Here is a 22,682-nt window from a genome sequence, read left to right as displayed (position 1 = left end):
GTCGACGCCAGCCCGAGCCGGCCCCGGCGGCGTGGCAGCCGGTTCCACCTCGGTCGCGGCGCCGGCGGAGGGGGCGGTCACCGCCGGTCCCCGCCCCGGGCCTCGTCGCCGCCCTCGGACTCCGTCGAATCCTCGGCGTCCTCGTCGTCCTCCAGGCGGTACGGCTGGGCCTCACCGGCGTACGCCGCCCCGGCCGCGAGGCGCTGCACCTCGGCGTCGGCGTTACGGGCCGCCGCGAGCAGGTCGTCGATGTGCTTGACCTGATCCTGCACGTCGTCCAGGACGAAGGTCAGGGTCGGCGAGTGGCGCAGCCCGAGTGCCTTGCCGACCGTGCTGCGCAGCATGCCCTTGGCGCTGTCCAACGCGGCGGCGGTGCCGGCCTGGGCCGCCGCGTCGCCGAGCACGGTGTAGAAGACCGTGGCGTCGCGGAGGTCGGCGGTGATCCGGGCGTCGGTGATAGTGATCATGCCGAGCCGTGGGTCCTTGATCTGACTCCGCACCACCGACGCGACCAGTTCACGCACCCGCTCCGCGTGCCGGCGTACCTTGGCCGGATCCGACATCTCGCCACCTCCACGGCGTCCCACTACCGGCCGGGCCGGTTGACGCCAACGCCACCGGGCCGGGACCGGCCCCCAACACTTCGAACCCTACCCGCGCCGCACCGACCGCCGCGCGGCGCGGCGGATGGCAGTGACCGCCCCGGGTCAGTCGTCCTCGCCGTACCACCGGCGACGCACCGACAGCAGTTCGGCCTCCGGCCGACCGGCCACCAGACGCTCGCAGGAGTCGAGCACCTCGCGGGCGTGGGCCGCCTCAGCGGCCACCACCGCCACACCTATCTCCGCTCGCCCGTGCAGGTCGAGCGCGCCTACCTCGGCAGCCGAGACCTCGAACCGGCGCAACGCCGCCACGATCGGCCGCACATACGATCTCTTGGCCTTCAGCGACCGGGAGTCACCCGGTAGCAACAGGTCGAATACTGCGGTTGCGGTGTACATCGTCTGCGGACACTACCCGTACCCCACCCCACATGATCAAGGGGTTTACGCCGACCGGCGTAAACCCCTTGACCAGTGCTCACCGCAGGATCAGGCGCGAACCTTCTCCCGCATCTCGAAGGTCTCGATGATGTCGCCGACCTGGACGTTGTTGTAACCGGCCAGGGTCAGACCACACTCGAAGCCCTCGCGGACCTCCGTCGCGTCGTCCTTGAACCGCTTGAGCGAGCTGATCGTGATGTTGTCCGCCACGACCGTGCCGTCGCGCAGCAGGCGCGCCTTGGCGTTGCGCCGGATGATGCCCGACCGGACGATGCAACCGGAGATGTTGCCGATCTTCGACGAGCGGAAGACCTCGCGGACCTCCGCGCTGCCCAGCTCGACCTCTTCGTACTCCGGCTTGAGCAGGCCCTTGAGCGCCGCCTCGATCTCCTCGATGGCCTGGTAGATGACGGTGTAGTACCGGATCTCCACGCCCTCGCGGTCGGCCATCTCGCGGACCTTGTTGGAGGCCCGCACGTTGAAGCCGATGATCGTGACCGGCTCGGACGAGGCGCTGGCGAGCATGACGTTGCTCTCGGTGATCGCGCCGACGCCCCGGTCGAGGACCTTGAGCTGGACCTCCTCGGGGATGTCGAGGTTGAACAGCGCGTCCTCCAGGGCCTCCACCGAACCGGAGACATCGCCCTTGAGGATGAGGTTGAGCGACGTCTTCTCGCCCTCCTTGAGCTGCTCCATGAGCGTCTCAAGGGTGGCCCGGCCACGGGAGTTGGCGAAGGCCGCCGCCCGCCGTCGTGCCTGGCGCTGCTCGGCGATCTGCCGCACCGTGCGGTCGTCCGCCGCGGCGAGGAAGGTGTCGCCGGCGCCGGGCACCGCGGTCAGACCGAGGACCATGACCGGACGCGCCGGACCCGCCTCGGTGACCTGGTTGCCGTTCTCGTCGAGCATCGCCCGGACCCGGCCGTGCGCCCCACCGGCGACGATCGAGTCGCCCGCCCGCAGGGTGCCCTTCTGCACCAGCACCGTCGCCACCGCACCACGGCCCTTGTCCAGGTGCGCCTCGATGGCCACACCCTGCGCCGGCCCGTCGGTCGGAGCGGTCAGCTCCAGCGACGCGTCGGCGGTGAGCAGCACCGCTTCGAGGAGATCCTCGATGCCGATGCCGGGCTTCGCGGCCACGTTGACGAACATGGTCTCGCCGCCGTACTCCTCGGCGACCAGGCCGTACTCGGTCAGCTGCTGGCGGACCTTGTCCGGGTTGGCCTCCGGCTTGTCGACCTTGTTGACCGCGACCACGATCGGCACGTCCGCCGCCTTGGCGTGGTTGAGCGCCTCGATGGTCTGCGGCATCACGCCGTCGTCGGCCGCCACCACCAGGATCACGATGTCGGTGACCTGGGCACCACGGGCACGCATGGCGGTGAACGCCTCGTGACCCGGGGTGTCGATGAAGGTCACCGCCCGGTCCTCGCCCTCGTGCGGGACGTGGACCTGGTACGCGCCGATGTGCTGGGTGATGCCACCCGCCTCGCCGGCGACCACGTTGGCCTTACGGATCGCGTCGAGCAGCTTGGTCTTACCGTGGTCGACGTGACCCATGACGGTCACCACCGGCGCACGGCTGACCAGGCGGTCCTCCGCGACCTCGGCGTCGAGGTCGATGTTGAACTGCGCGAGCAGCTCGCGGTCCTCGTCCTCCGGGCTGACGATCTGCACGTTGAAGCCGAGGTGCTCACCCAGCAGCAGCAGGGTGTCGTCGGAGCACGACTGGGTCGCGGTGACCATCTCGCCCAGGTTGAACATCTCCTGGACCAGCGAACCCGGGTTGGCGTTGATCTTGTCGGCGAAGTCCGACAGCGAGGCGCCACGGGAGAGCCGGACCATCTGCCCCTGACCCCGGGGAGCACCCGAGCTCATGGTCGGGGCCGACAGGTTGTCGAACTCCTGTCTGCGCTGCTTCTTGGACTTGCGACCACGGGTCGGCTTGCCACCCGGACGCCCGAAGGCGCCCGCGGCACCGCCGCCACGGCCACGACCGCCGCCACCCGGGCGACCGCCGCCACCGGCCGGCGCACCCGGACGGAAGCCACCGCCGGCGCCGGCACCGCCGCCGCCACCGGGACCGCCACGGTAGCCACCGCCACCGCCGCCACCACCGGGACCGCCACGGTAGCCACCGCCAGCGCCGCCACCGCCGCCGCCACCGGGACCGCCACGGTAGCCACCGCCACCGCCGCCACCACCCGGACGACCGGCGCCACCGCCGGGACGACCCGCACCGGGGCCACCCGGACGACCGGGGCGCTGGCTCGGCATCGAAGCCGGGCTGGGCCGCGGCGGCATCGACGCCGGACTCGGCCGCGGCGGCATCGACGCCGGACTCGGCCGGGGACCGCCGGCACCGGCGGCCGGCGGCCGCTGCTGCTGGCTGCCCTGGATGCCGAACGGGTTGTTACCGGCGCCACGCGCCGGCGGACGGCCCTGCCGGCCGCCCGGGCCGGAGGTGGGCCCACCGGGGCGACCCGCAGCCGGCGAACCCGGGCGGGGCGGCATGTTGCCGGGACCCGGACGGGGACCCGGACGGGCGCCACCCTCGGCCGGAGGCTCCCGGCGGACGTTCTCGCGCTGCTGCTGGCGGGCGGCCTGCGCGGCCTTGACCGCGGCCTCCTGCTCAGCCTTCAGCGCGGCCGCACGCGCCTCGGCGGCGGCCACCTCGATGTCGTGAGCACTCGCCGGCTTGGCGACCGGGGCCGCCGGTGGCGGCGGGCCGGGCACCGGGGCCTTCGGCTTGGGCCCGGGCATCGCCGGACGCCGGGGCGGCGTCGGCTTGGCGGTGATCCGGGGCTCGCCGGGGGTCGGCGACGGGGTCGGTGCCGCCGGAGCCGGTGCGGCCGACGGCGGAGCCGTCGGGGCGGCACCGGAGCCACCGGAGACGAAGGCGCCCCGCAGCCGCCGGGCGACCGGCGCCTCGACGGTGCTGGACGCGGACTTCACGAACTCGCCCATTTCCTTCAACTTGGCGAGAACGGTCTTGCTTTCGACCCCGAGCTCCTTTGCAAGCTCGTGTACGCGGGCCTTACCTGCCACTGCACTCCTCACTCCGAGGTCGTGCGGGCAGCACCCGCAGCGACCTCACTCGTGCACTTGAAGCCTGGTCATTTCTGGGACTTCATCGTGTGCTCATGTCGGTCGTCCTACCTTGCTAGCGACCCTCGCCCGGTCGGGTGACCGGACGTGGTGGTTGACGCGTCAGGTACTCCGCGAGGGCTCCGTCATCCGGAGCCCCGGCGAGACGCAGCGCCCGCCCGAAGGCGCGACGCCGCACTGCCTGCGCGAAGCAGGCCGGATCCGGGTGCATGTTCGCTCCCCGACCCGGCAGTCTGCGGGTCGGGTCGGGCCGGAGGCTGTAGCCAGCCTCGTCGTCGACCGCGACGATCCGCAGTAGTTCACTGGCCGGCGCACGCCTTCGGCAACCCACACAGGTGCGCTCCGGCTGCGCGCGTCGTGCCACTGCTGGAAGTCTACCCCTAGCTGCCCGAGACCGCGCCGCCCGGCTCCCGGACCTGATCGGCTCCCGAGCGACCACTGGCGCTGGCCTGTTCGGCGTCCGACCGGATGTCGATCCGCCAACCGGTCAACCGGGCAGCAAGCCGGGCATTCTGCCCCTCCCGCCCGATCGCGAGCGACAGTTGGAAATCCGGCACGGTCACCCGCGCCGCCCGGTTCGCCAGGTCCACCACCTCGACCCGCAGGGCCTTGGCGGGTGAGAGCGCGTTGCCGACGAAGGTGGCCGGGTCGTCCGACCAGTCGATGATGTCGATCTTCTCGCCGTGCAGCTCACTCATCACCGCCCGGACCCGCTGACCCATCGGGCCGATGCAGGCGCCCTTGGCATTGACCCCGGCTGCGGTGGAGCGCACCGCGATCTTCGTACGGTGACCTGCCTCACGGGCGATCGCACTGATCTCGACGGTGCCGTCGGCGATCTCCGGCACCTCCAGGGCGAAGAGCTTCTTCACCAGGTTCGGGTGCGTACGGGACAGCGTGATCTGGGGGCCGCGCATTCCCTTGGCGACGTGCACCACCACGCACCGGATCCGCTCGCCGTGGGTGTACCGCTCTCCGGGCACCTGCTCGGACTGCGGCAGTACGCCCTCCAGCTTGCCCAGGTCGACGGTGACGATGCCCTTCTCGGCCCGCGCCTCGTGCGCCTGCACCACACCGGTCACCAGGTCGCCGTCGCGACCCACGTACTCACCGAAGTGCACCTCGTCGGTGGCCTCCCGCAGCCGCTGGAGGATCACCTGCTTGGCGGTCATGGCGGCGATCCGCCCGAAGTCGTGCGGGGTGTCGTCCCACTCCCGTACGACGGCGCCCTCCGGCCCCATCTCCTGGGCGTAGACCAGGGCCACGCCGCTCTTGCGGTCGATCTCCACCCGGGCGTGCGACTGGGCGCCCTCGGTGTGCCGGTACGCGGTCAGTAGCGCGGTCTCGATCGCCGCGAGAATCGTGTCGAACGGGATCTCCCGCTCGCGCTCGAGTGCGCGCAGCGCCGCGAGGTCGATGTTCACCTCTCCTCGTCCTCCACATCGTCATCGTCGTCGACGTCTTCTGATTCGGGCAGCTCGTCGAGGCGGCTGAATTCGACCTGCACCCGGCCCGGGCCGAGTTCGGTGTAGGACCATTCGGCACGCTCGCCGTCGATCTCCAGCAGCACGCGCTCGTCGTCCGCGGCGGTCACCCGGCCGGTGACCTGCCGGTCGCCCGCCGGTCCGGTACCGGACTCCGCCGCGCCCCGGACCGTCACCCGGACCAGCCGGCCGACGTTACGCCGCCAGTGCCGGGGCAGCGTCAGCGGGCGATCCACGCCCGGGGAGCTGACCTCAAGCTGGTACTCCCCGGCGACGATGTCGCCACCGGTCTCCTCGGCCGCGTCCAACGCCGCCGAGACCGCTCGGGAGACGTCCGCCACCGCGTCCAGGTTGATTCCGCCGTCGGCGTCGACGATCACTCGGACCACGTGCCGGCGGCCGGCCCGGGACACGGACAGGTCCTCCAGGTCGTAGCCGGCGCCGTCGACCACCGGGCCGATCACCGCGCGTAGCCGTTCCCGGCGGGCGGCGAGGTCACCCCGGGGAGCCTGACCGCCTCGCGGAGCCGGGCCGCCACGGGGTCGCCCCGTTGTTCTGGTGGCACGGCCACGCTGCGTCATCTGTCCGACCCTTCCACTGCTCGTCGGCCGCCATGCCGGCACGCCACCGGAGCGGACGCGCCGGTGGCTGCGCAGAGCGTAACGCGCCGGCCCGGGGACGGCCCGAGCGGCGCACCGACGCCACTGCCGTACACGGGCCGTGGCGATGGTGTTGACTTGTCCGGTGGTGATGGGCAGAACGACTCGGCGGGACGAATCGTCCCCGCTTACCCGACGCGCGGTGCTGCGGGTCGGCGCCTTCCTGGCGCTCGGCGGGGCCACCGCGCCGCTGACCGGATGTGATCTCCTCGACCGCGACGAGCCACCGCCGCCGGACCCGCTCGCCCCGCTGCTCGACGAGTCGCTGCGGCTCGCGGCCGGGCTGCGCGCCGCCGCCGACGCCCATCCCGACCTGGCGGTCCGACTCGTCCCGTTGGCCGAGACACATGAGGCGCACGCCACAGAACTCGCCCGGGTGACCGGCACGGCCACCCCGTCACAGCCTTCACCGGGATCGACCGCCCCACCGTCGCCAGGGACACCGGCGGGCCCGGCCACCACCCTGACCACGCTGCGCAAGGCCGAACGCGCCGGCCGGGACTCGGCGGCCGCCGCCTGCGCCGCGGCGCCCGGCGAGCGGGCCGCCTTGCTCGGCTCGATCGCCGCCGCGCGGGCCACCCACCTGGAGGCGCTCAAGTGACGACCGCACCGACCGCCGAGGAGACCCTCGCCGCCGCGCTGACCGCCGAGTACGCCGCGATCTGGGCGTACGGCCCGATCGGCGTACGCCTCGCCGACGCCGAACGCAAGGCCGCCGCCGAGGCGGAAGCCGCACACCGCAGCCGGCGGGACGCCCTGGTGGTGCAGTTGAGCACCGGCGGCGGCCGGGTGCCACCGGACCGGCCCGGGTACGCGCTGCCCTTCCCGGTCACCGACCGGGCCAGCGCGCTACGGCTCGCGGTCGAGGTGGAGGAGCGCACTGCGGCGTTCTGGCGGGCGGTGCTGCCGACCAGCACGGGCGCGGAGCGGGATCGGGCGCTCTCCGCCCTGATCGAATACGCGGTACGGGCGACCCGCTGGCGTCGCGCCGCCGGGATCACCCCGCTGACCGTGGCGTTTCCGGGCCGCCCGAGCTGAGCCACCGGGCGACCGGCGAGCCACCTGCGGTTGCGGACGGCATACCAGGTATGCATACTCCGCTGCATGTCCATCCGCCATGGTCTGCTCGCCCTGCTCGAACGCGGCCAGATGTACGGCTACCAACTGCGGGCCGCGTTCGAGGAGTCGACCGGCTCGACCTGGCCGCTGAACATCGGACAGGTCTACACGACCCTGTCCCGGCTGGAGCGCGACGGCCTCGTCCGATCCCTGCCCGAGAGCGAGGCCGGGCAGCGGCCGTACGAGATCACCGATGCCGGACGGGCGGACCTGGCCCTGTGGTTCGCCACACCGATCAGCCGCACCGACCGTCCCCGCGACGAGCTGGCGATCAAGTTGGCGCTGGCGTTGACCACGCCCGGCGTGGACGTCCGCACGGTGGTGCAGAACCAGCGCACCGCCACCATGCGCGCGTTGCAGGAGTTGACCCGGTTGAAGTACGCCAGCGACCGGCCGGAGGATCTGCCCTGGCGGCTGGTGCTGGACGCGATGATGTTCCAGGCCGAGGCCGAGGTGCGCTGGCTCGACCACTGCGAGACCAGCCTGGCGCGGCACCGCCCCCCGGCTTCTGGCCCAGCGCCCACCTCCGAGGCGGTGGGCCGCACGGGTGAGGAGGCACGACGGTGAGTACGGCCAACGAGCCGACCCTGCCAAGTCTGGGCACTCCGCCGGGAAACGCGGGAACCGGCGACGGCGCCCCGGCCGATGCCGTGCTCGAACTGCGTGACGTGCACCGCACCCACGGCAGCGGTCCGGCCGCCGTGCACGCGCTGCGCGGAGTCAGCCTGGTCGTACGCCCCGGCGAACTGGTCGCCGTGATGGGCCCGTCCGGCTCCGGCAAGTCCACCCTGCTCACCCTGGCCGGCGGGCTGGACAGCCCGACCGCCGGTGCGGTGTACGTCGAGGGGCAGTCGCTGCACGCGCTGGACCGCAGCGGACTGGCCCGGTTGCGCCGCCGCCGGATCGGCTACATCTTCCAGAATCTCAACCTGATCGGCAGCCTGACCGCCGTGGAGAACGTCGCGCTCCCCCTCGAACTCGACGGGACCGGCGTACGGCGGGCCCGCCGGCTGGCGTTGGACGCGCTGACCGAGGTGGGCATGTCCGAGTTGGGCGACCGGTTTCCGGACCAGCTCTCCGGCGGCCAGCAGCAGCGCGTCGCGATCGCCCGGGCGCTGGTCGGCGAGCGCCGCCTGGTCCTCGCCGACGAGCCGACCGGGGCGCTGGACTCGCAGACCGGGGAGGCGGTCCTGCGGCTGCTCCGCCGCCGGGTCGACGCCGGTGCGGCTGGCGTCCTGGTCACCCATGAGGCACGGCACGCCGGCTGGGCGGACCGGGTGGTGTTCCTGCGCGACGGTGTGGCGGTCGACTCGACCGCTCCGCTGGCCGGCATCGAGTCCCTGCTCTCCGGCAGCGGCCGGTGAGCGACGAGGGACACCAGGGTCTCGGCAGGGCGCGGTCGGCCGAGTTCCTCGGGTCGTGGCGGGCCGCACTGCGCATCGCCCGCCGGGAGGCGAAACGGGCCCGCGGGCGCACCGCCCTGGTGCTGGGCATGATCATCTTGCCGGTGCTGGCGCTCACCTTCGTCGCGGTCAGCACGGACATGGCCCGGCTCACCCCCGCCGAGGAGCTGGATCGTCGGCTGGCCGGCGCGGACGCGGAGCTGCGCGTGATGCCCGACCTTGGCCCGATCCGGCAGAGTGCCGACGGCCGCAATTGGTGGCCCGAGAGCGCCGCGACCGAGGACACCGAGGACACTGCCACGCCGGTCAGTGCGGAGGATGTCGTCGCGCTCCTGCCCACGGGCAGCCGCGTCCTGCCGATCGTCCGCTGGATGCCGTTCGCCGCCTGGGTTGACGGCCGGGTCCACGATCACCTGGCCGCGACCGTGGTCGACCTCACCGATCCGCTCGCGCGCGGGCTGACCCGGATCCACACCGGCCGGGTGCCCGCCAGCGCCGACGAGATCACGGTGAACCCGGCTGCCCAGCGCCAGCTCGGCGTCGCCCTCGGTGACCAGCTCAGCGCCGCAGACGGCAGCCGCCGCTGGACCGTCGTCGGGGTGGTCGAGTTCCCCGAACAGTTGAGTCCGGCGGTCATCCTGCATCCCGCCGGGTCACCGTCCGAGCCGTTCGTCGAGCCGGTCTTCCTGGCCGACCTGCCGGGCCCGATCACCGCCGAACTCTTCGCTCAGCTCAACGCCCGGGGCGTGTTGGTCACCGCACGGCTCACCACACCGCCTCCGACGGTAATCGAATCCGAGCAGCACAGCGGCCTGCCGGCGGACGAGAATCTCGGCATCGGGCTGCTGCTCGGCGGGCTCGGACTGCTTGAGGTGGTGCTGCTGGTCGGTCCGGCCTTCGCCGTCGGGGTACGGCGCCGACGGCGGGAACTCGCGCTGGTCGCGGTGGCCGGCGGCGACGCCGCCCAGCTACGCCGGGTGGTGCTCGCCGACGGCGTGGTCCTGGGCACCATCGGTGCCTCGATCGGGATCGCGCTCGGGGTGGGCGTGGCCTTCGCCACCCGACCGCTGGTCGAGCAGTTCGTCTTCGCACAGCGTTTCGGCGGGTACCGCGTCTGGCCCGCAGCCCTCGTCGTGATCGGGCTGGTCGCGGTGCTCGCCGGGGTGCTGGCGGCGCTGGCGCCGGCCTGGACGGCCGCCCGGCAGGACGTGGTCGCCGGGCTGGCCGGCCGGAGAACGCCGCCGGTGCACTCGCGCCGGTGGCTGGTCATCGGCGTACTGCTGGCCGCCGGTGGGGCCGGCGTGGCCGCGCTCGGTGCGGTGGTGACCCGACAGTCGATCATCCTCGGCGGGCTGCTGATCGGTGAACTCGGGCTGGTCTTCGCCACTCCGACACTGGTCGGCATGGTGGCCCGGCTCGGCCGGTTCCTTCCGCTCGCGCCCCGGATCGCGCTACGCGACGCCAGCCGCAACCGGTCCTCCGCCGCGCCGGCCATCTCCGCGGTGATGGCCGCGGTCGCCGGCAGCGTCGCCCTCGGTCTCCTCCTGGCCAGTGAGCAGGCGCGCAACGAGGAACGGTACCGGCCCGCGCTGCCGGATCGCAGCGTGTTGGTCACGCTCAACGAGGCGCCTGGCAAGAACCCGCCACCCGCGCTCGACAAGATCACCGGACCGGCGCGGGAGCACCTCGACGCCCGGGCGATCGTTCCGCTGCTCTCGGCCGGTTGCCTGCCGGACTTCACCAGCTGTCAGGTCAGCGCCACGCTACCGGCCGAACGAGCCTGCCCGTGGCGGGCCGACCAGCCGCTCAGCGAGGGCGAGCAGCGCTGGGCCCGGACCGACCACCGCTGCCAGGGCTCGCCCGACGACCACTACGGTCCGTACTTCCGGGTGGCCGTCGACGACGGGCGGGCACTGCCGATCCTCACCGGCGCCGGGCCGGACGAGGTGGCCGCCGCCACCGCCGTGCTGCGGGCCGGTGGGGCGGTGTTGACCGATCCACGCTACGTGCTGGACGGTCGACTGGAACTGCGCCTCCTGCGCGGCCCCGGCGGGGACCTGGCAGAGCCCACGCGGACCCTGGAGGTGCCCGGCCACGCCCTGCACAACGAACTCGGCGGGGACTGGCTGGTGCTCTCCCGGGCCGCGGCCGACCGGCTCGGGCTCGTGACCGGGCACATCGGCTGGGCGATCGATGCCGGCGCCGCAGTCGAACCGGACCGCCGGGACCAGTTCTCCGCCGCGATCCGGCCGCTCGGATCGCTCGGGGTGGAGATATCGGACACTCGCGGCCGCAGCGACAGCGTACAGTTGCTGCTCCTGCTGGCCGGGGTGTCCGCAGTGGTCACGGTGGGTGCCGCAGGCATCGCCACCGGACTGGCGGCGGCCGAGGGACGAGCCGACCTGTCCACCCTCGCCGCGGTCGGCGCCGGCCCGGCCGTACGCCGGTTGCTCTCGCTCTGCCAGGCCGGCGTGATCGCCGTACTCGGTTCGGCGCTGGGCATCGTCGCCGGTATCGGCGCGGCGATCATCGTGCTGAGCTTCACCAACCAGCGGTACGCCGCCGCCTGGCCGATCGAACCGGGGTATCCGCTGGTGGTGCCCTGGCTCACGCTCGGCGTACTGGTCGCGGTGCCGTTGGTGGCGATGCTCGGGGCGGCGCTGTTCACCCGTTCCCGGCTGCCGGTGGAACGACGACTGGACTGAACGTACGGCACACTGTGCGGATGTCCGCACTGGGAGCCCTCACCCGCCGGCTCGGCCGACACCGCTGGTTCGGCACCGCCATGCGCCTGCTCGTGCCCGCCGACCGGGCCATCGGGCGGCTGACCCGTGGCCGGGTGGTCGCGCTCGGACTCGTGCCGTCCCTGGTGATCACCACCACCGGGCGCCGCTCCGGCAAGCCCCGCAGCAACCCGCTGCTGTACGTGCCCGACGGTGACGGGTACGTGGTGATCGGCTCCAACTGGGGGCAGGCCCAACAGCCGGCCTGGGCACTCAACCTGCTCGCCCTGCCCGAGGCCGAAGTGGACGTCGCGGGGCGCCGGATGCCGGTGCGCGCCGAGTTGGCCACCGGTGCCGAACGCGACCGGCTGTGGCGACTGCTGGTCGAGGAGTGGCCGGCCTACCAGGCGTACGTCGAACGGGCCGGCGGGCGGGAGATCCGGATCTTCCGGCTGGTGCCGGCCGAGCGCGGCACCCCTGGAGCGCCGGGCACCGCGCACTAGGGTGGGGCGGTAACCGGATCGTCGCTTGCGGCGACGGTGGACACCGGCGACGCTATCGCGGGGTGGTCGGCATGGACGAGGTCCGAGAAGACCGGGACGATCCGCGGTGGACCGTGGCCGAGCGGGTCGCCGCGGCGGCCCGGCGCCGCTTTCCGGCCGACGTGCTCGCGGTGGCCGTACACGGCCCGCTGGCACACGGCGACGACGACGGTGGTGGCGACGGCGAGGTCGGGCTGCTGCTGGTCACCTACCGCCCGGGCACCGGGCCGCCCTCGGCCACCCGCCGGGTCGACGGGGTGCTGGTCGACCTGACCGTGGTCGCCGCCGAGGAGCGACTGGCGCAGGCCCGGCAACTGACCTCACGATGGCCGCTGACCGCCGACCGCTACGTGACCACCCGGGCGTTGCACGATCCGACCGGCTGGCTGCGTACGCTGCGCGACGAACACCTCGGACGGTTGGCTCGGGCCCGGCCGGCGGAGTTCACCACCGCCGCCCGTGCCGCCTGGTACCGGGGCAGCGCGGCGCATGCCCGGGCCGCCCGGCTCGCCGAGTGGTACGAGACGGACCAGGCACTGCTGATGCTCGGCGCGGCCCGGCTGGCGGCGGCCACGGTGAACGGCCTGCTCAGCCGCACCTACTTCCGTGATCGTGGCGACGCGATCCGGCGCACCGGCCTGGCCGGCGCCGACATGACCGAGATAGCCGCCGTGCTGGCCCGCCAGTCCGCCGAACTAGCCGCCCGCGGCCACCCCACCGACGGCACCATCGACGACCTCCTCACCCCCTAACCCACGCCCCGCCCCGCCCCGCCGCCCCCCGCCTCGCCGCGCCCCGCCTTGGCTCGGCGATCTTGCACTTTCGGTCGCCGAGATGCGGCTTTTGCGGCTTCTATCCCGACCGGAAGTGCAAGATCGGCGAGGGGGTGGGGGGGCGGGGGCGGGGGGGTGGGGTTAGAGGCCGCCTTGGATGCCGATGAGGGTGCCGATCGCGTAGGTGGCGGCGGCGGCTGCGGCGCCTAGGAGCAGCTGGCGCAGGCCGCCGGTCCACCAGCGGCGGTTGGTGAACCGGGACACCACCGCGCCGGCGACGAAGAGGCCGAGGCCGCCGACCGCCAGGGCCAGCGCCAGGCTGGTCGCACCGAGCAGGTACGGCAGCAGCGGCACCAGCGCGCCGACCGAGAAACAGAGGAACGACGAGAACGCCGCCGTCCACGGGTTCGGCTGCTCGTCCGGGTTGACGCCCAACTCCTCCTGCACGTGCACGCGCAGGGCCTGCTCCGGGTTCTGGCGTACCGCCTCGGCCATTTGGCGGGCCAGGTCCGCCGGTAGTCCTCGGGCGACCCAGATCTCGGCCAGTTCCCTGGCCTCGCCCTCGGGGTTGCGTTCCAGCTCGCGCCGTTCCTTGGCCACCTCGGCGGCGATCTGCTCGTTGGCCGACCGGACGCTGGTGTACTCCCCGAGCGCCATCGAGATCGCGCCGGCGACCAGGCCGGCGGTGCCGGTCAGCACGATGTTGCGCGGCGACACCCCGCCGCCACCGACGCCCGCGATCAGGGCGATGTTGGTCACCAGGCCGTCCATCGCCCCGAACACGGCCGGCCGGAGCCAGCCCCCGGACACGTCCGCGTGGTGCGGCTCCCGAAGCGCCGCCGGGGTCTCGGTCATGGCAGGGTCAGGATCTCGTGGCCGTCCTCGGTCACCAGGATGGTGTGCTCGAACTGGGCGGTCCACTTCCGGTCCTTGGTGACCACCGTCCAGCCGTCGTCCCAGAGGTCGTACTGGTAGGTGCCGAGGGTGATCATCGGCTCGATGGTGAAGGTCATGCCCGGCTCCATCACGTCGGTGGGCCGAGGGCTGTCGTAGTGCGGCACGTAGAGACCGCTGTGGAACGCCTCACCGATGCCGTGGCCGGTGAAGTCGCGGACCACGCCGTAGCCGAACCGCTTGGCGTACGACTCGATGACCCGGCCGACGACGTTGATCTGCCGGCCCGGCGCGACCGCCCGGATGCCGCGCATCATCGCCTCGTGGGTCCGCTCGACCAGCAGCCGAGCCTCCTCGCTGACCTCACCGACGCAGAAGGTGGCGTCGGTGTCGCCGTGCACCCCGCCGAGGTACGCGGTGACGTCGACGTTGATGATGTCGCCGTCGGCCAGCACCGTCGAGTCGGGGATGCCGTGGCAGATCACCTCGTTGAGGCTGGTGCAGCAGGACTTCGGGAAGCCCTTGTAACCCAGCGTCGACGGGTACGCGCCATGATCGACAAGGAACTCGTGCACCACCCGGTCGATCTCGTCGGTGGTCACGCCGGGCTTGCAGTGCTCCCCGGCGAGCTGCACCGCCTGGGCGGCGAGACGCCCCGCGACCCGCATCTTCTCGATGATCTCCGGCGTCTGCACGTGCGACCCCTGCCATGGCCGGGGCGCCTTCTTGCCGACGTACTCGGGTCGGGCGATGTGGGCGGGCACCGGCCGCCACGGGGAGAGCCTGCCTGGGGTCAGCGGCGCACGGACGGTCATGCGGCAAGCCTATCGCCGACCGCTCGGCGACCCCCACCACCGTCCGTGGCCGAGGGTTGTTGCCCCATTAGGACCACTGTGTCAAGGTGTCTGCGTGGATCAAGGGGGCGCACCTCCCGTCTTCTCCGCCGTCGCGGAGACCGACGATGATCACCTCAGAGTGGTGGTCACCGGCGAGGTCGACATGGCCACCGCCGACACCATGCTGCAGACCGCCCTGCGCGAGCCGGCCGCCCGGGTGACGCTCGACCTGCGCGCGGTCACCTTCTTCGACTCGGCGGCCATCCACGCGGTGGTCCGGCTCGCCGGCCACTATCCGGACGCCCTCACCGTGCTGCCGTCCCGGCAGGTCAACCGGGTACTCACGATCGCCGGCCTGGGCGGGCAACCCTGGCTGCGGGCGGACTGACCGACCCGGCACACCGCGGGTTCAGTCGCCCAACTGCCGCCGCAGGGTGACCTGCGTCCCCTCCGGGGTACGGCTGACCGACAGCTCCCCGAGTGCCCGGATCAGCGACAGCCCCCGGCCCCGGAAACCCGACCCGGTCGACTCCCGCCACCGGCCGGTGTCCCGCACCGTCGCCACCACCTCCCGGTTCTCCACCCGCACCTCGACCTCGATCACCGGCTCCACCGGGTCGACCGGATGCTCGATCGCGTTCGCCGCCGCTTCGGACACCGCCACGGTGAGGTCGAACAGGTCGGTCTCGCTCACCCCGTGCGCGACGAGGAAGTCCTCCAGCCGCTTACGCAGCACGCTCAGCCGGGTCGGGTCGGCGGGCAGCCGCAGCGCGAAGCGGTGGAGTTCGGTCGCCTCCAGGGCGAGCACCGCCACGTCGTCGCGGCGCGGCCGGTCGGCGACCCGGTTGACCACCGCGTCGACCAGGTCCGCCACGTGGTCACCGGGCCGGGCGGCGTCGGCCCGCAACTGGGCCAGGGCCGCGTCGATGGCGACGTGCCGGTCCTCGATCAGCCCGTCGGTGTACAGCAGCAGACGGTCACCGGCCCGCAGCTCGCCGGAGACCGTCTCGTACCCCGCCCCGGGGATCGCCCCGACCGGTGGTCCGAGCGCCCGGCAGTGCAGAAACGCCACGTCGTCACCACGGATCAGCAGGGGCGACGGGTGCCCGGCGCTGGCATAGCGCAACTGACCGGTACGCGGACTGAACCAGAGGCAGAAGACCGTGGCGAACGAACGCGAATCGGTCGAACCCACCAGCCGGTTCAGCCGGGTCAGCGACTCGCCGGGGTCGAAACCCTCCAGGACGTACGCGCGCAGCGCGTTGCGCAGCTGGCCCATCGCGGCTGCCGCCGGTACGCCCTTGCCGACCACGTCACCGATCACCAGCACGAGTTCGTCGTCGTCCCGGGCGACCACGTCGTACCAGTCGCCGCCGACCTCGACATCGGCGCTGCCCGGCAGGTAGCGGCTGGCCACCACGGCGCCGGGCAGTTGCGGCAGCGTACGGGGCAGCAGGCTGTGTTGCAGGGTGGTGGCGATGCGGTGCTCGGCCTCGTAGAGCTGGGCGTTCTCCAGTCGGACGCCGACCAGCCGGGCGAGCTGGGTCAGCGCGGCCTCGTCGGTGCCGATGCCCTCCACCGCCGGCCGCCACACCCTCAGCTCACCGAGCTGCCGGCCGGCGACGCCGGTCAACGGCAGCACGAAGGACGGCTCGACCGGGGCGGCGCCGCCACCGTCGGCCTCGTAGCGTGCCCCACCGGCGGCGACCACCACCCGGACGGCCTCGGCGAAGCTGAGCGCGTGCCGGGCCGCGACCTGGAGCACATCGGCCGTGGATCGGGCGGTGTTCACCGCGACCGCGGCGTCGGCGAGGGCCCGCAGTCGCCGGATGATCTGGCCACGCAACTGGCCCAGTTCCACGTTGGCGCGGACCCGGGCGATCAGCTCCTGCCCGGAGAAGGGCTTGGTCAGGTAGTCGTCGGCGCCGACCGCCAGCCCGGCCACCTCCTCCGCCGAACCGGCGCGGGCGGAGAGCAGCACGATCGGCACGTACCGGGTGCGGGGGTCGGCGCGCAGCGCGGCGACCAGGCCGAACCCGTCCAGCCGGGGCATCATCACGTCGGTGAGCACCAGGTCGAAGGCGGCGTCGGTGGCCAGCCGCAGGGCCTCCACACCGTCGGTGGCGGTCACCACCTCCCAGTTCGGCGCGAGCAGCCGGACCACGTGTTCCCGCAGGTCGGGGTTGTCGTCGACGACGAGGATGCGGCCCTGCGGCCCGGCGCTGGCCGGACCGGGCGCGGGCGCGGTGGCGACGTCACTGGTCCAGCGGGCCGATTCGGCCACGAAGAGCGGGGCCTGACGCGGCTCGCGCTCGATGTCGTCGGCGTCGGCCACCCGGTCGGCGGGCAGGTGCGCGGTGCCGAACGGGATGGTGACCGCGAAGGTGCTGCCCTTGTCGACCTGACTGCTGGCGTCGACCTGCCCGCCGTGCATCTCGACCAGTTCGCGGACCAGCGCGAGCCCGATCCCGGTGCCCTCGTGGCTGCGTGAGCGGGCCCCGGGCACCCGGTGGAAGCGTTCGAACACGTGCGGCAGTTCATTCGGGTGGATGCCCACGCCGGTGTCGGTGATCTCCAGCCGGGCCGTGGTGCCGTTCGGCCGGACCCGGATCTGGATCTCGCCGTCGAAGGTGAACTTGACCGCGTTGGAGACCAGGTTGAGGACGATCTTCTCCCACATGTCCTGGTCGACGTAGACCGGCTCGGCCAACGGCGGACAGTCCACCACCAGCCGCAGCCCGGCCCGCTCGGTGGCCGAACGGAAGGTGCTGGCCAACCGGCTGGTGTAACCGGCCAGGTCGGTCGGCTGGAAATGCGCGGCCAGCCGGCCCGACTCCAGCCGGGAGAAGTCCAGCACGGTGTTGACCAGCTTCAGCAGCCGCAGCGCGTTGCGGTGCATCACGGTGAGCCGCTGGATGTACGCCGCCGGCAACGCCGGATCGGCGAGCATCTCCTCCAACGGGCCGAGCACGAGCGTCAGCGGCGTACGGAACTCGTGGCTGACGTTGGCGAAGAAGTTGGTCTTCGCCAGGTCGAGCGCGGCCAGTTCGGCGGCCCGAGCCCGCTCCTGCTCGTACGCCCGCTGCTTGCCGACCGCCCGGGAGATCTGGGCGGCGACGAGCTCGAGGAAGGTGCGGTAGTCGTCGGTGAGCGGCAGCCGGCGGGCCACACCGAGCACCAGCGCACCGGCCGGCTCGTTGGTCGCGCTGATCGGCAGCACCACCGCCTCGTCGGCGGCGTCGGCCGGAACCCGGCCGAGCAGCTCGACCGTGGGCACCCTCTCGGCGGTGCCGGTCGTCGCCACCTCGATCAGCCGGCCGGGCAGGTCGGCGGGGACGTCGTCGACACCGCTGATCCCGGCCCGCCGCAGGTGCCCGTCACCGGAATCGAGATAGAGCAGCCCGAACGGCACATCCGGCCGATGCCGGTCGAGTACGGCGGCAGCGGTGCGGCCGAGTTCCTCGATGCTGCCCGGGTCGGCCAGCTCGGAGCCGAGTTCGGCCAGGGCGCGCAACCGGCGCTCGCCGAGCACCCGGCCGGTGGTCTCGTTGCAGATGCAGAGCACGCCGCTGATCGACCCGTCCGCGCCACGGATCGGGTCGTACGAGACGTCGAAGTAGACGTCCTCCACGAAGCCGTACCGGTTGAGCAGGAAGTGATGGTCCTGCGCCTGGTACGCCTCGCCGTCGCGCAGCACCCCGGCCAGCAGCGGCCCCAGCACGTCCCAGGTCTCCGCCCAGTGCTCGCGGGCCGGCTCCCCGAGCACGCCCGGGTGCTTGTCCCCGATGGTGGGGCGGTAGGCGTCGTTGTAGAAGGCGCGGAGCTCCTCGCCCCAGAACATGGCGATCTGCGCCTTGGAGGCGAGCATCATGCTCAGCGCGTTGCCCAGCCCGTCGGGCCAGCTGTCCGGGGTGCCCAACGGGCTGGCCGACCAGTCGTGGTCGCGCAACAGCCGGCCCAGCTCGCCGCCACCGGCGAACGCCGCCTCGAGAAGTGGCGGAATCCCGCCGTCCGCCCCGGACGGATGGCTCCCGCCCGCATCCCCCTGGGCCGAGTTCATGCAGCCTCCCCCGGCCGTGTCCACAAGCGCTCCGATCATCCCTTGCCGCGTCCGCCTTCTACCCCGACGGACCAGCAACGTAACGCAATCTCGTGGCCAGACGCTGCCGAGCGCCGCCACCAACGGCGCCGTCCGGGTCGGTCGCTGCCGTGCGTGGCGGGGTCACAGCGGCGTGACGTACGCCCCGGTGATCCCGCCGTCCACCACGAACTGCGCAGCGGTCATGAACGACGCGTCATCGCTGGCCAGGAACGCCACCGCGGCGGCGATCTCGCTCGGCTCGCCGAAGCGCCCCATCGGCACGTGCACCAGCCGGCGTGCGGCGCGCTCCGGATCGGCCGCGAACAACTCCCGCAGCAGTGGGGTGGCCACCGGCCCGGGACACAGGGCGTTGACCCGGATGCCCTCCCGGGCGAACTGCACCCCCAACTCGCGGGTGAGCGCCAGCACCCCGCCCTTGCTCGCGGTGTAGGCGATCTGCGACGTCGCGGCGCCCATCAACGCCACGAAGGAGGCGGTGTTGATGATGGATCCTCGACCCTGCCGGCGCATGTGCGGGATGACGTGCTTGCAGCAGAGGTAGACGCTCGTGGTGTTGACCCGCAGCACCCGTTCCCAGGCGTCCAGGCCGGTCTCCAGGATCGAGTCGTCGTCCGGCGGGGAGATGCCGGCGTTGTTGAACGCGACGTCCACCCGACCGTACCGCTCGACCACCCCGTCGAAGAGGGCCCGCACCGCCGACTCGTCGGCCACGTCGGCCGCCACGAAGCTGCCGTCCACCTCGTCGGCGGCCCGCTGGCCGGCTTCGGCGTCGATGTCGACGCAGACCACCCGGGCTCCCTCGGCGGCGAACCGTCGTACCGTCGCCAGCCCGATCCCGCTGGCCGCCCCGGTCACCACGGCCACCCGGTCCTGCAACCGTCCCTGCATCATCACTCCTCCGTGCTGATGAACACGTTCTTGACGTCGGTGAACGCGTGCAGGGCGTCCGGGCCCAACTCACGACCCAGCCCGGAGCGCTTCATCCCGCCGAACGGGGTCCAGTACCGCACCGAGGAGTGCGAGTTCACGCTCAGGTTGCCCGACTCCACCGCCCGGGCCACCCGCAACGCCCGGCCCACGTCCCGGGTCCAGATCGAGCCCGACAGGCCGTACTCGGTGTCGTTGGCCAGCCGGATCGCGTCCGCCTCGTCGTCGAACGGAAGCACCGAGACCACCGGGCCGAAGATCTCCTCCCGCCAGTGCCGGTCGGCGGGCGAATCGGCGAGCAGCACCGTCGGGGCGTACCAGTAGCCGGGGCCGTCGGGGCAGCTACCGGTGAAGGCGACCCGGGCGCCGTCGACGTGGCCGGCGACGCGGTCCCGGTGCCCGGCCGAGATCAGCGGGCCCATCTCGGTGCCCTCGGCGGCCGGGTCGCCGACCCGGAAGGCTCGCACCGCCGGTTCGAGCAGTGCGAGGAAACGGTCGTAGACCGGCCGCTGCACCAGCAGCCGCGAACGCGCGCAGCAGTCCTGGCCGGCGTTGTCGAAGACCGCGTACGGGGCGGTGGCCGCCGCCCGCTCCAGGTCGGCGTCGGCGAAGACCAGGTTCGCCGACTTCCCGCCCAACTCCAGGGTCAGCCGTTTCACCTGGGCCGCACAACCGGCCATGATCCGGGTGCCGACCTCGGTGGAGCCGGTGAAGACGATCTTGCGTACGGCCGGGTGGGTGACGAAGCGCTCGCCCACCACGTCACCCCGGCCGGGCAGCACGGTGAACACCCCCTCGGGCAGGCCCGCCTCAAGCGCCAGCTCGGCCAGGCGCAGCGCGGTCAGCGGGGTCAGCTCGGCGGGCTTGAGCACCACCGTGTTGCCGGCGGCCAGGGCGGGGGCGAATCCCCACGCGGCGATGGGCATCGGAAAGTTCCACGGCACGATCACCCCGACCACGCCGAGCGGCTCGTGGAAGGTGACGTCCAGGCCGCCCGGCACCGGGATCTGCTGCCCGGTCAACCGTTCCGGCGCCCCCGCGTAGTAGTCGAGCACGTCCCGTACGTTGCCCGCCTCCCAGCGGGCATTGCCGACGGTGTGCCCGGCGTTACGAACCTCCAGCCCGGCCAACTCCACCAGGTGCGCGTCCACCACCGCCGCGAACCGCCGCAGCAGCCGCGCCCGCTCCCCCGGCGCGACCCCCCGCCACCGCTCGAACGCGACACCCGCCCGCGCGATCGCCGCGTCGACCTCCCCCACCGAACTCTCCGCGACCTCCCGCAACACCTCCCCCGTAGCCGGCTCCCAAACCACCGTCACCCGCACCCTCCCCTGCTCTCAACTCGTCGATCTTGCACTTACTGTCCGGACATAAGCCACTCGTCACCACGAATCGGCGACCGAAAGTGCAAGATCGACGCGGTGAGCGGGGGCGGGTCAGAGGCGTTCGAAGCCACGGGTTAGTTCCCAGTCGGTGACGGCGGCGTCGAAGGCGGCCAGCTCGACGCGGGCCATGTTGGCGTAGTGGGCGACCACCTCGGGACCGAAGGCGGCTCGGGCCACCTCGGAGGACTGCCAGAGGGTGAGCGCGTCGCGGAGGGTGCCGGGGACGCGTTCCGCCGTCTCGTCGTCGTACGCGTTGCCGGTGCACTCCTGACCCAGTTCCAGTTCCTGCTCGATGCCGTGCAGCGCGCCCGCCACCAGGGCCGCGATCGCCAGGTACGGGTTCACGTCCGCGCCCGGCACCCGGTTCTCCACCCGCATGCCCTGGCCGTGCCCCACCAGCCGCAGCGCGCAGGTGCGGTTGTCGGTGCCCCAGCGCAGCGCGGTCGGCGCGAACGAGCCCGGCTGGTACCGCTTGTAGGAGTTCACGTTCGGCGCGAAGAAGAGGCTGAGCTCCCGCATGGTGGCGAGCAGCCCGGCGAGCACCCGCTGCCCGGTGACGCTCAGGTGGGCCGGGCCGTCGCCGAGCATCGCCGAGTCGCCGGCGGAGTCACGCAGCGAGAAATGGATGTGACAGGAGTTGCCCTCCCGGGCGTTCGGCTTGGCCATGAAGGTGATCGACATGCCCTCCTGGGCGGCGATCTCCTTCGCCCCGTTCTTGTAGATCACATGGTGGTCGGCGCAGGCCACCGCCGCGTCGTACCGGAATGCGATCTCGTGCTGGCCGAGGTTGCACTCGCCCTTCGCGCTCTCCGGGGTGAGGCCCGCGCCGGCCATCTGGTTGCGGATCCGACGCAGCAGCGGCTCCACCCGGGCGGTGCCCAGCAGCGAATAGTCGACGTTGTACTGGTTGGCCGGCGTCAGGTCACGGTAGCCGCCCCGCAACGCCTGCTCGTACGAGTCACGGAACAGCACGAACTCCAGCTCGGTGCCGGCGTACGCGGTCAGCCCGTGGGCGGCCAGCCGGTCCAGTTGGCCGCGCAGGATCTGCCGGGGTGAGGCGGCCACCGGGCCCGTGCCGTCGGGCCACTCCAGGTCGGCCAGGAGCATCGCGGTGCCGGGCTGCCACGGCACCCGGCGCAGGGTGTCGAAGTCGGGCTTCATCACGAAGTCGCCGTAGCCGCGTTCCCAGCTCGACATCGCGTACCCATCGACGGTGTTCATGTCGACGTCCACGGCGAGCAGGTAGTTGCACCCCTCGCTGCCGTGCCCGACCACCTGATCGAGGAAGTAGGGCGCGTGGAACCGTTTGCCCTGTAGCCGGCCCTGCATGTCGACCAGGGCCAGCACCACCGTGTCGATCTCACCCTCGGTCACGGCGACCCGCAGTTGTTCCAGCGTGAGCGGTGCTCTTCTCATCCGCGAGCCTCCATCACCAAGGTCTACCGGCCACGCCGGTGACCGTCAATGGGCCGCACCGCTGGTACCCCGTTCCCCTCCCCCGACAAACCGGCATCGCCACGGCGACGCCACCTCGGCGCGTACCAGACATCTGGTCTGCGGCGACCGCGCTCGCGCTGCCGCCACGCTCCATCGCCCCCCGGCACCGCCCCAGGACCCAGCACCGCGCAGTAGCGACACGCGGGACCGCTCCCGGTGGTCGTTGGCGGACGACCCACCGGCGGCCCCG

20 protein-coding genes are annotated in these 22,682 nt (G+C 72.6%); 8 read left to right on the top strand and 12 right to left on the bottom strand.

Annotated features, from left to right (window positions below):
* Nucleotides 1–77: 77 nt before the first annotated feature.
* The 6 genes from rbfA to rimP all read right to left on the bottom strand — a co-directional run bounded on the left by rbfA (nt 78) and on the right by rimP (nt 6,213).
* The gene (rbfA, locus tag E0H26_RS16495; protein WP_131304536.1) at nt 78–563 is read right to left on the bottom strand and encodes a 30S ribosome-binding factor RbfA; all 486 of its coding nucleotides are present in this window, start codon (nt 561–563) and stop codon (nt 78–80) included.
* Nucleotides 564–707: 144 nt separating this feature from the next.
* Complete coding sequence (locus tag E0H26_RS16490; RefSeq protein WP_131304535.1) at nt 708–1,001, bottom strand: DUF503 domain-containing protein; 294 nt, start codon at nt 999–1,001, stop codon at nt 708–710.
* 90 nt (nt 1,002–1,091) lie between these two features.
* Nucleotides 1,092–4,088, bottom strand: a complete 2,997-nt coding sequence (gene infB / locus E0H26_RS16485) for a translation initiation factor IF-2 (RefSeq protein ID WP_131304534.1) — start codon at nt 4,086–4,088, stop codon at nt 1,092–1,094.
* Between the two features lie 115 nt (nt 4,089–4,203).
* The gene (locus tag E0H26_RS16480) at nt 4,204–4,479 is read right to left on the bottom strand and encodes a YlxR family protein (RefSeq protein WP_240742226.1); all 276 of its coding nucleotides are present in this window, start codon (nt 4,477–4,479) and stop codon (nt 4,204–4,206) included.
* A gap of 49 nt (nt 4,480–4,528) precedes the next feature.
* Entirely contained in the window at nt 4,529–5,572 is a 1,044-nt protein-coding gene (gene nusA / locus E0H26_RS16475; protein WP_131304532.1) for a transcription termination factor NusA, read from the bottom strand.
* Nucleotides 5,569–6,213: a ribosome maturation factor RimP gene (rimP, locus tag E0H26_RS16470; RefSeq protein WP_131304531.1), complete on the bottom strand. Its 645-nt coding sequence runs from the start codon at nt 6,211–6,213 to the stop codon at nt 5,569–5,571. Before rimP ends, nusA begins: the two co-directional genes overlap by 4 nt.
* A 220-nt stretch (nt 6,214–6,433) precedes the next feature.
* Between rimP and E0H26_RS16465 the strand changes: the two genes are divergently transcribed.
* The 7 genes from E0H26_RS16465 to E0H26_RS16435 all read left to right on the top strand — a co-directional run bounded on the left by E0H26_RS16465 (nt 6,434) and on the right by E0H26_RS16435 (nt 12,830).
* On the top strand, nt 6,434–6,892 hold the full coding sequence (locus E0H26_RS16465) for a hypothetical protein (protein WP_131304667.1): 459 nt from the start codon (nt 6,434–6,436) through the stop codon (nt 6,890–6,892).
* Complete coding sequence (locus E0H26_RS16460; RefSeq protein WP_131304530.1) at nt 6,889–7,329, top strand: ferritin-like domain-containing protein; 441 nt, start codon at nt 6,889–6,891, stop codon at nt 7,327–7,329. Before E0H26_RS16465 ends, E0H26_RS16460 begins: the two co-directional genes overlap by 4 nt.
* Before the next feature lie 66 nt (nt 7,330–7,395).
* Nucleotides 7,396–7,977, top strand: coding sequence for a PadR family transcriptional regulator (locus E0H26_RS16455; RefSeq protein ID WP_131304529.1), 582 nt, complete (start codon nt 7,396–7,398; stop codon nt 7,975–7,977).
* Between the two features lie 29 nt (nt 7,978–8,006).
* On the top strand, nt 8,007–8,774 hold the full coding sequence (locus E0H26_RS16450; protein WP_131304665.1) for an ABC transporter ATP-binding protein: 768 nt from the start codon (nt 8,007–8,009) through the stop codon (nt 8,772–8,774).
* Nucleotides 8,771–11,518, top strand: coding sequence for an ABC transporter permease (locus tag E0H26_RS16445; protein ID WP_240742213.1), 2,748 nt, complete (start codon nt 8,771–8,773; stop codon nt 11,516–11,518). The genes E0H26_RS16450 and E0H26_RS16445 overlap by 4 nt, the downstream gene beginning before the upstream one ends.
* 20 nt (nt 11,519–11,538) lie before the next feature.
* Nucleotides 11,539–12,039 carry a nitroreductase family deazaflavin-dependent oxidoreductase gene (locus E0H26_RS16440; protein WP_131304528.1) on the top strand — a complete coding sequence of 167 codons (501 nt, stop codon included), beginning with the start codon at nt 11,539–11,541 and terminating at the stop codon, nt 12,037–12,039.
* Between the two features lie 71 nt (nt 12,040–12,110).
* Entirely contained in the window at nt 12,111–12,830 is a 720-nt protein-coding gene (locus E0H26_RS16435) for a nucleotidyltransferase domain-containing protein (RefSeq protein ID WP_131304527.1), read from the top strand.
* A gap of 162 nt (nt 12,831–12,992) precedes the next feature.
* Here E0H26_RS16435 and E0H26_RS16430 read toward each other — a convergent pair whose 3' ends face one another.
* The gene (locus E0H26_RS16430; RefSeq protein ID WP_131304526.1) at nt 12,993–13,706 is read right to left on the bottom strand and encodes a VIT1/CCC1 transporter family protein; all 714 of its coding nucleotides are present in this window, start codon (nt 13,704–13,706) and stop codon (nt 12,993–12,995) included.
* Nucleotides 13,703–14,560: a type I methionyl aminopeptidase gene (gene map / locus E0H26_RS16425; protein WP_131304525.1), complete on the bottom strand. Its 858-nt coding sequence runs from the start codon at nt 14,558–14,560 to the stop codon at nt 13,703–13,705. The genes E0H26_RS16430 and map overlap by 4 nt, the downstream gene beginning before the upstream one ends.
* 94 nt (nt 14,561–14,654) lie before the next feature.
* Here map and E0H26_RS16420 point away from each other — a divergent pair, with 94 nt between their 5' ends.
* Complete coding sequence (locus tag E0H26_RS16420; protein WP_131304524.1) at nt 14,655–14,969, top strand: STAS domain-containing protein; 315 nt, start codon at nt 14,655–14,657, stop codon at nt 14,967–14,969.
* Between the two features lie 21 nt (nt 14,970–14,990).
* Here E0H26_RS16420 and E0H26_RS16415 read toward each other — a convergent pair whose 3' ends face one another.
* The 4 genes from E0H26_RS16415 to E0H26_RS16400 form a co-directional block, all read right to left on the bottom strand.
* Nucleotides 14,991–18,641 carry a SpoIIE family protein phosphatase gene (locus tag E0H26_RS16415; protein ID WP_131304523.1) on the bottom strand — a complete coding sequence of 1,217 codons (3,651 nt, stop codon included), beginning with the start codon at nt 18,639–18,641 and terminating at the stop codon, nt 14,991–14,993.
* Between the two features lie 162 nt (nt 18,642–18,803).
* Nucleotides 18,804–19,571 (bottom strand): 3-oxoacyl-ACP reductase, encoded by a 768-nt coding sequence (locus tag E0H26_RS16410; RefSeq protein WP_131304661.1) that lies wholly within the window; start codon nt 19,569–19,571, stop codon nt 18,804–18,806.
* Between the two features lie 2 nt (nt 19,572–19,573).
* The gene (locus E0H26_RS16405) at nt 19,574–20,929 is read right to left on the bottom strand and encodes an aldehyde dehydrogenase family protein (RefSeq protein WP_131304522.1); all 1,356 of its coding nucleotides are present in this window, start codon (nt 20,927–20,929) and stop codon (nt 19,574–19,576) included.
* A 117-nt stretch (nt 20,930–21,046) separates the two neighbouring features.
* Nucleotides 21,047–22,411, bottom strand: a complete 1,365-nt coding sequence (locus E0H26_RS16400) for a glutamine synthetase family protein (protein WP_131304521.1) — start codon at nt 22,409–22,411, stop codon at nt 21,047–21,049.
* Nucleotides 22,412–22,682 lie beyond the last annotated feature (271 nt).

It is taken from the genome of Micromonospora zingiberis (genome assembly GCF_004331455.1).
In the GTDB taxonomy this organism is placed as follows: domain Bacteria; phylum Actinomycetota; class Actinomycetes; order Mycobacteriales; family Micromonosporaceae; genus Micromonospora; species Micromonospora zingiberis.
This window is presented reverse-complemented; position numbering and strand designations above follow the sequence as displayed.

Bases quoted from the DNA above. Each gene is read 5' to 3' on its own strand.
- rbfA (WP_131304536.1), bottom strand. From the start codon at position 563: ATGTCGGATCCGGCCAAGGTACGCCGGCACGCGGAGCGGGTGCGTGAA.
- E0H26_RS16410 (WP_131304661.1), bottom strand. From the start codon at position 19,571: ATGCAGGGACGGTTGCAGGACCGGGTGGCCGTGGTGACCGGGGCGGCC.
- map (WP_131304525.1), bottom strand. From the start codon at position 14,560: ATGACCGTCCGTGCGCCGCTGACCCCAGGCAGGCTCTCCCCGTGGCGG.
- E0H26_RS16415 (WP_131304523.1), bottom strand. From the start codon at position 18,641: ATGAACTCGGCCCAGGGGGATGCGGGCGGGAGCCATCCGTCCGGGGCG.
- E0H26_RS16400 (WP_131304521.1), bottom strand. From the start codon at position 22,411: ATGAGAAGAGCACCGCTCACGCTGGAACAACTGCGGGTCGCCGTGACC.
- E0H26_RS16455 (WP_131304529.1), top strand. From the start codon at position 7,396: ATGTCCATCCGCCATGGTCTGCTCGCCCTGCTCGAACGCGGCCAGATG.
- rimP (WP_131304531.1), bottom strand. From the start codon at position 6,213: ATGACGCAGCGTGGCCGTGCCACCAGAACAACGGGGCGACCCCGTGGC.
- E0H26_RS16490 (WP_131304535.1), bottom strand. From the start codon at position 1,001: ATGTACACCGCAACCGCAGTATTCGACCTGTTGCTACCGGGTGACTCC.
- E0H26_RS16430 (WP_131304526.1), bottom strand. From the start codon at position 13,706: ATGACCGAGACCCCGGCGGCGCTTCGGGAGCCGCACCACGCGGACGTG.
- E0H26_RS16440 (WP_131304528.1), top strand. From the start codon at position 11,539: ATGTCCGCACTGGGAGCCCTCACCCGCCGGCTCGGCCGACACCGCTGG.
- E0H26_RS16435 (WP_131304527.1), top strand. From the start codon at position 12,111: ATGGACGAGGTCCGAGAAGACCGGGACGATCCGCGGTGGACCGTGGCC.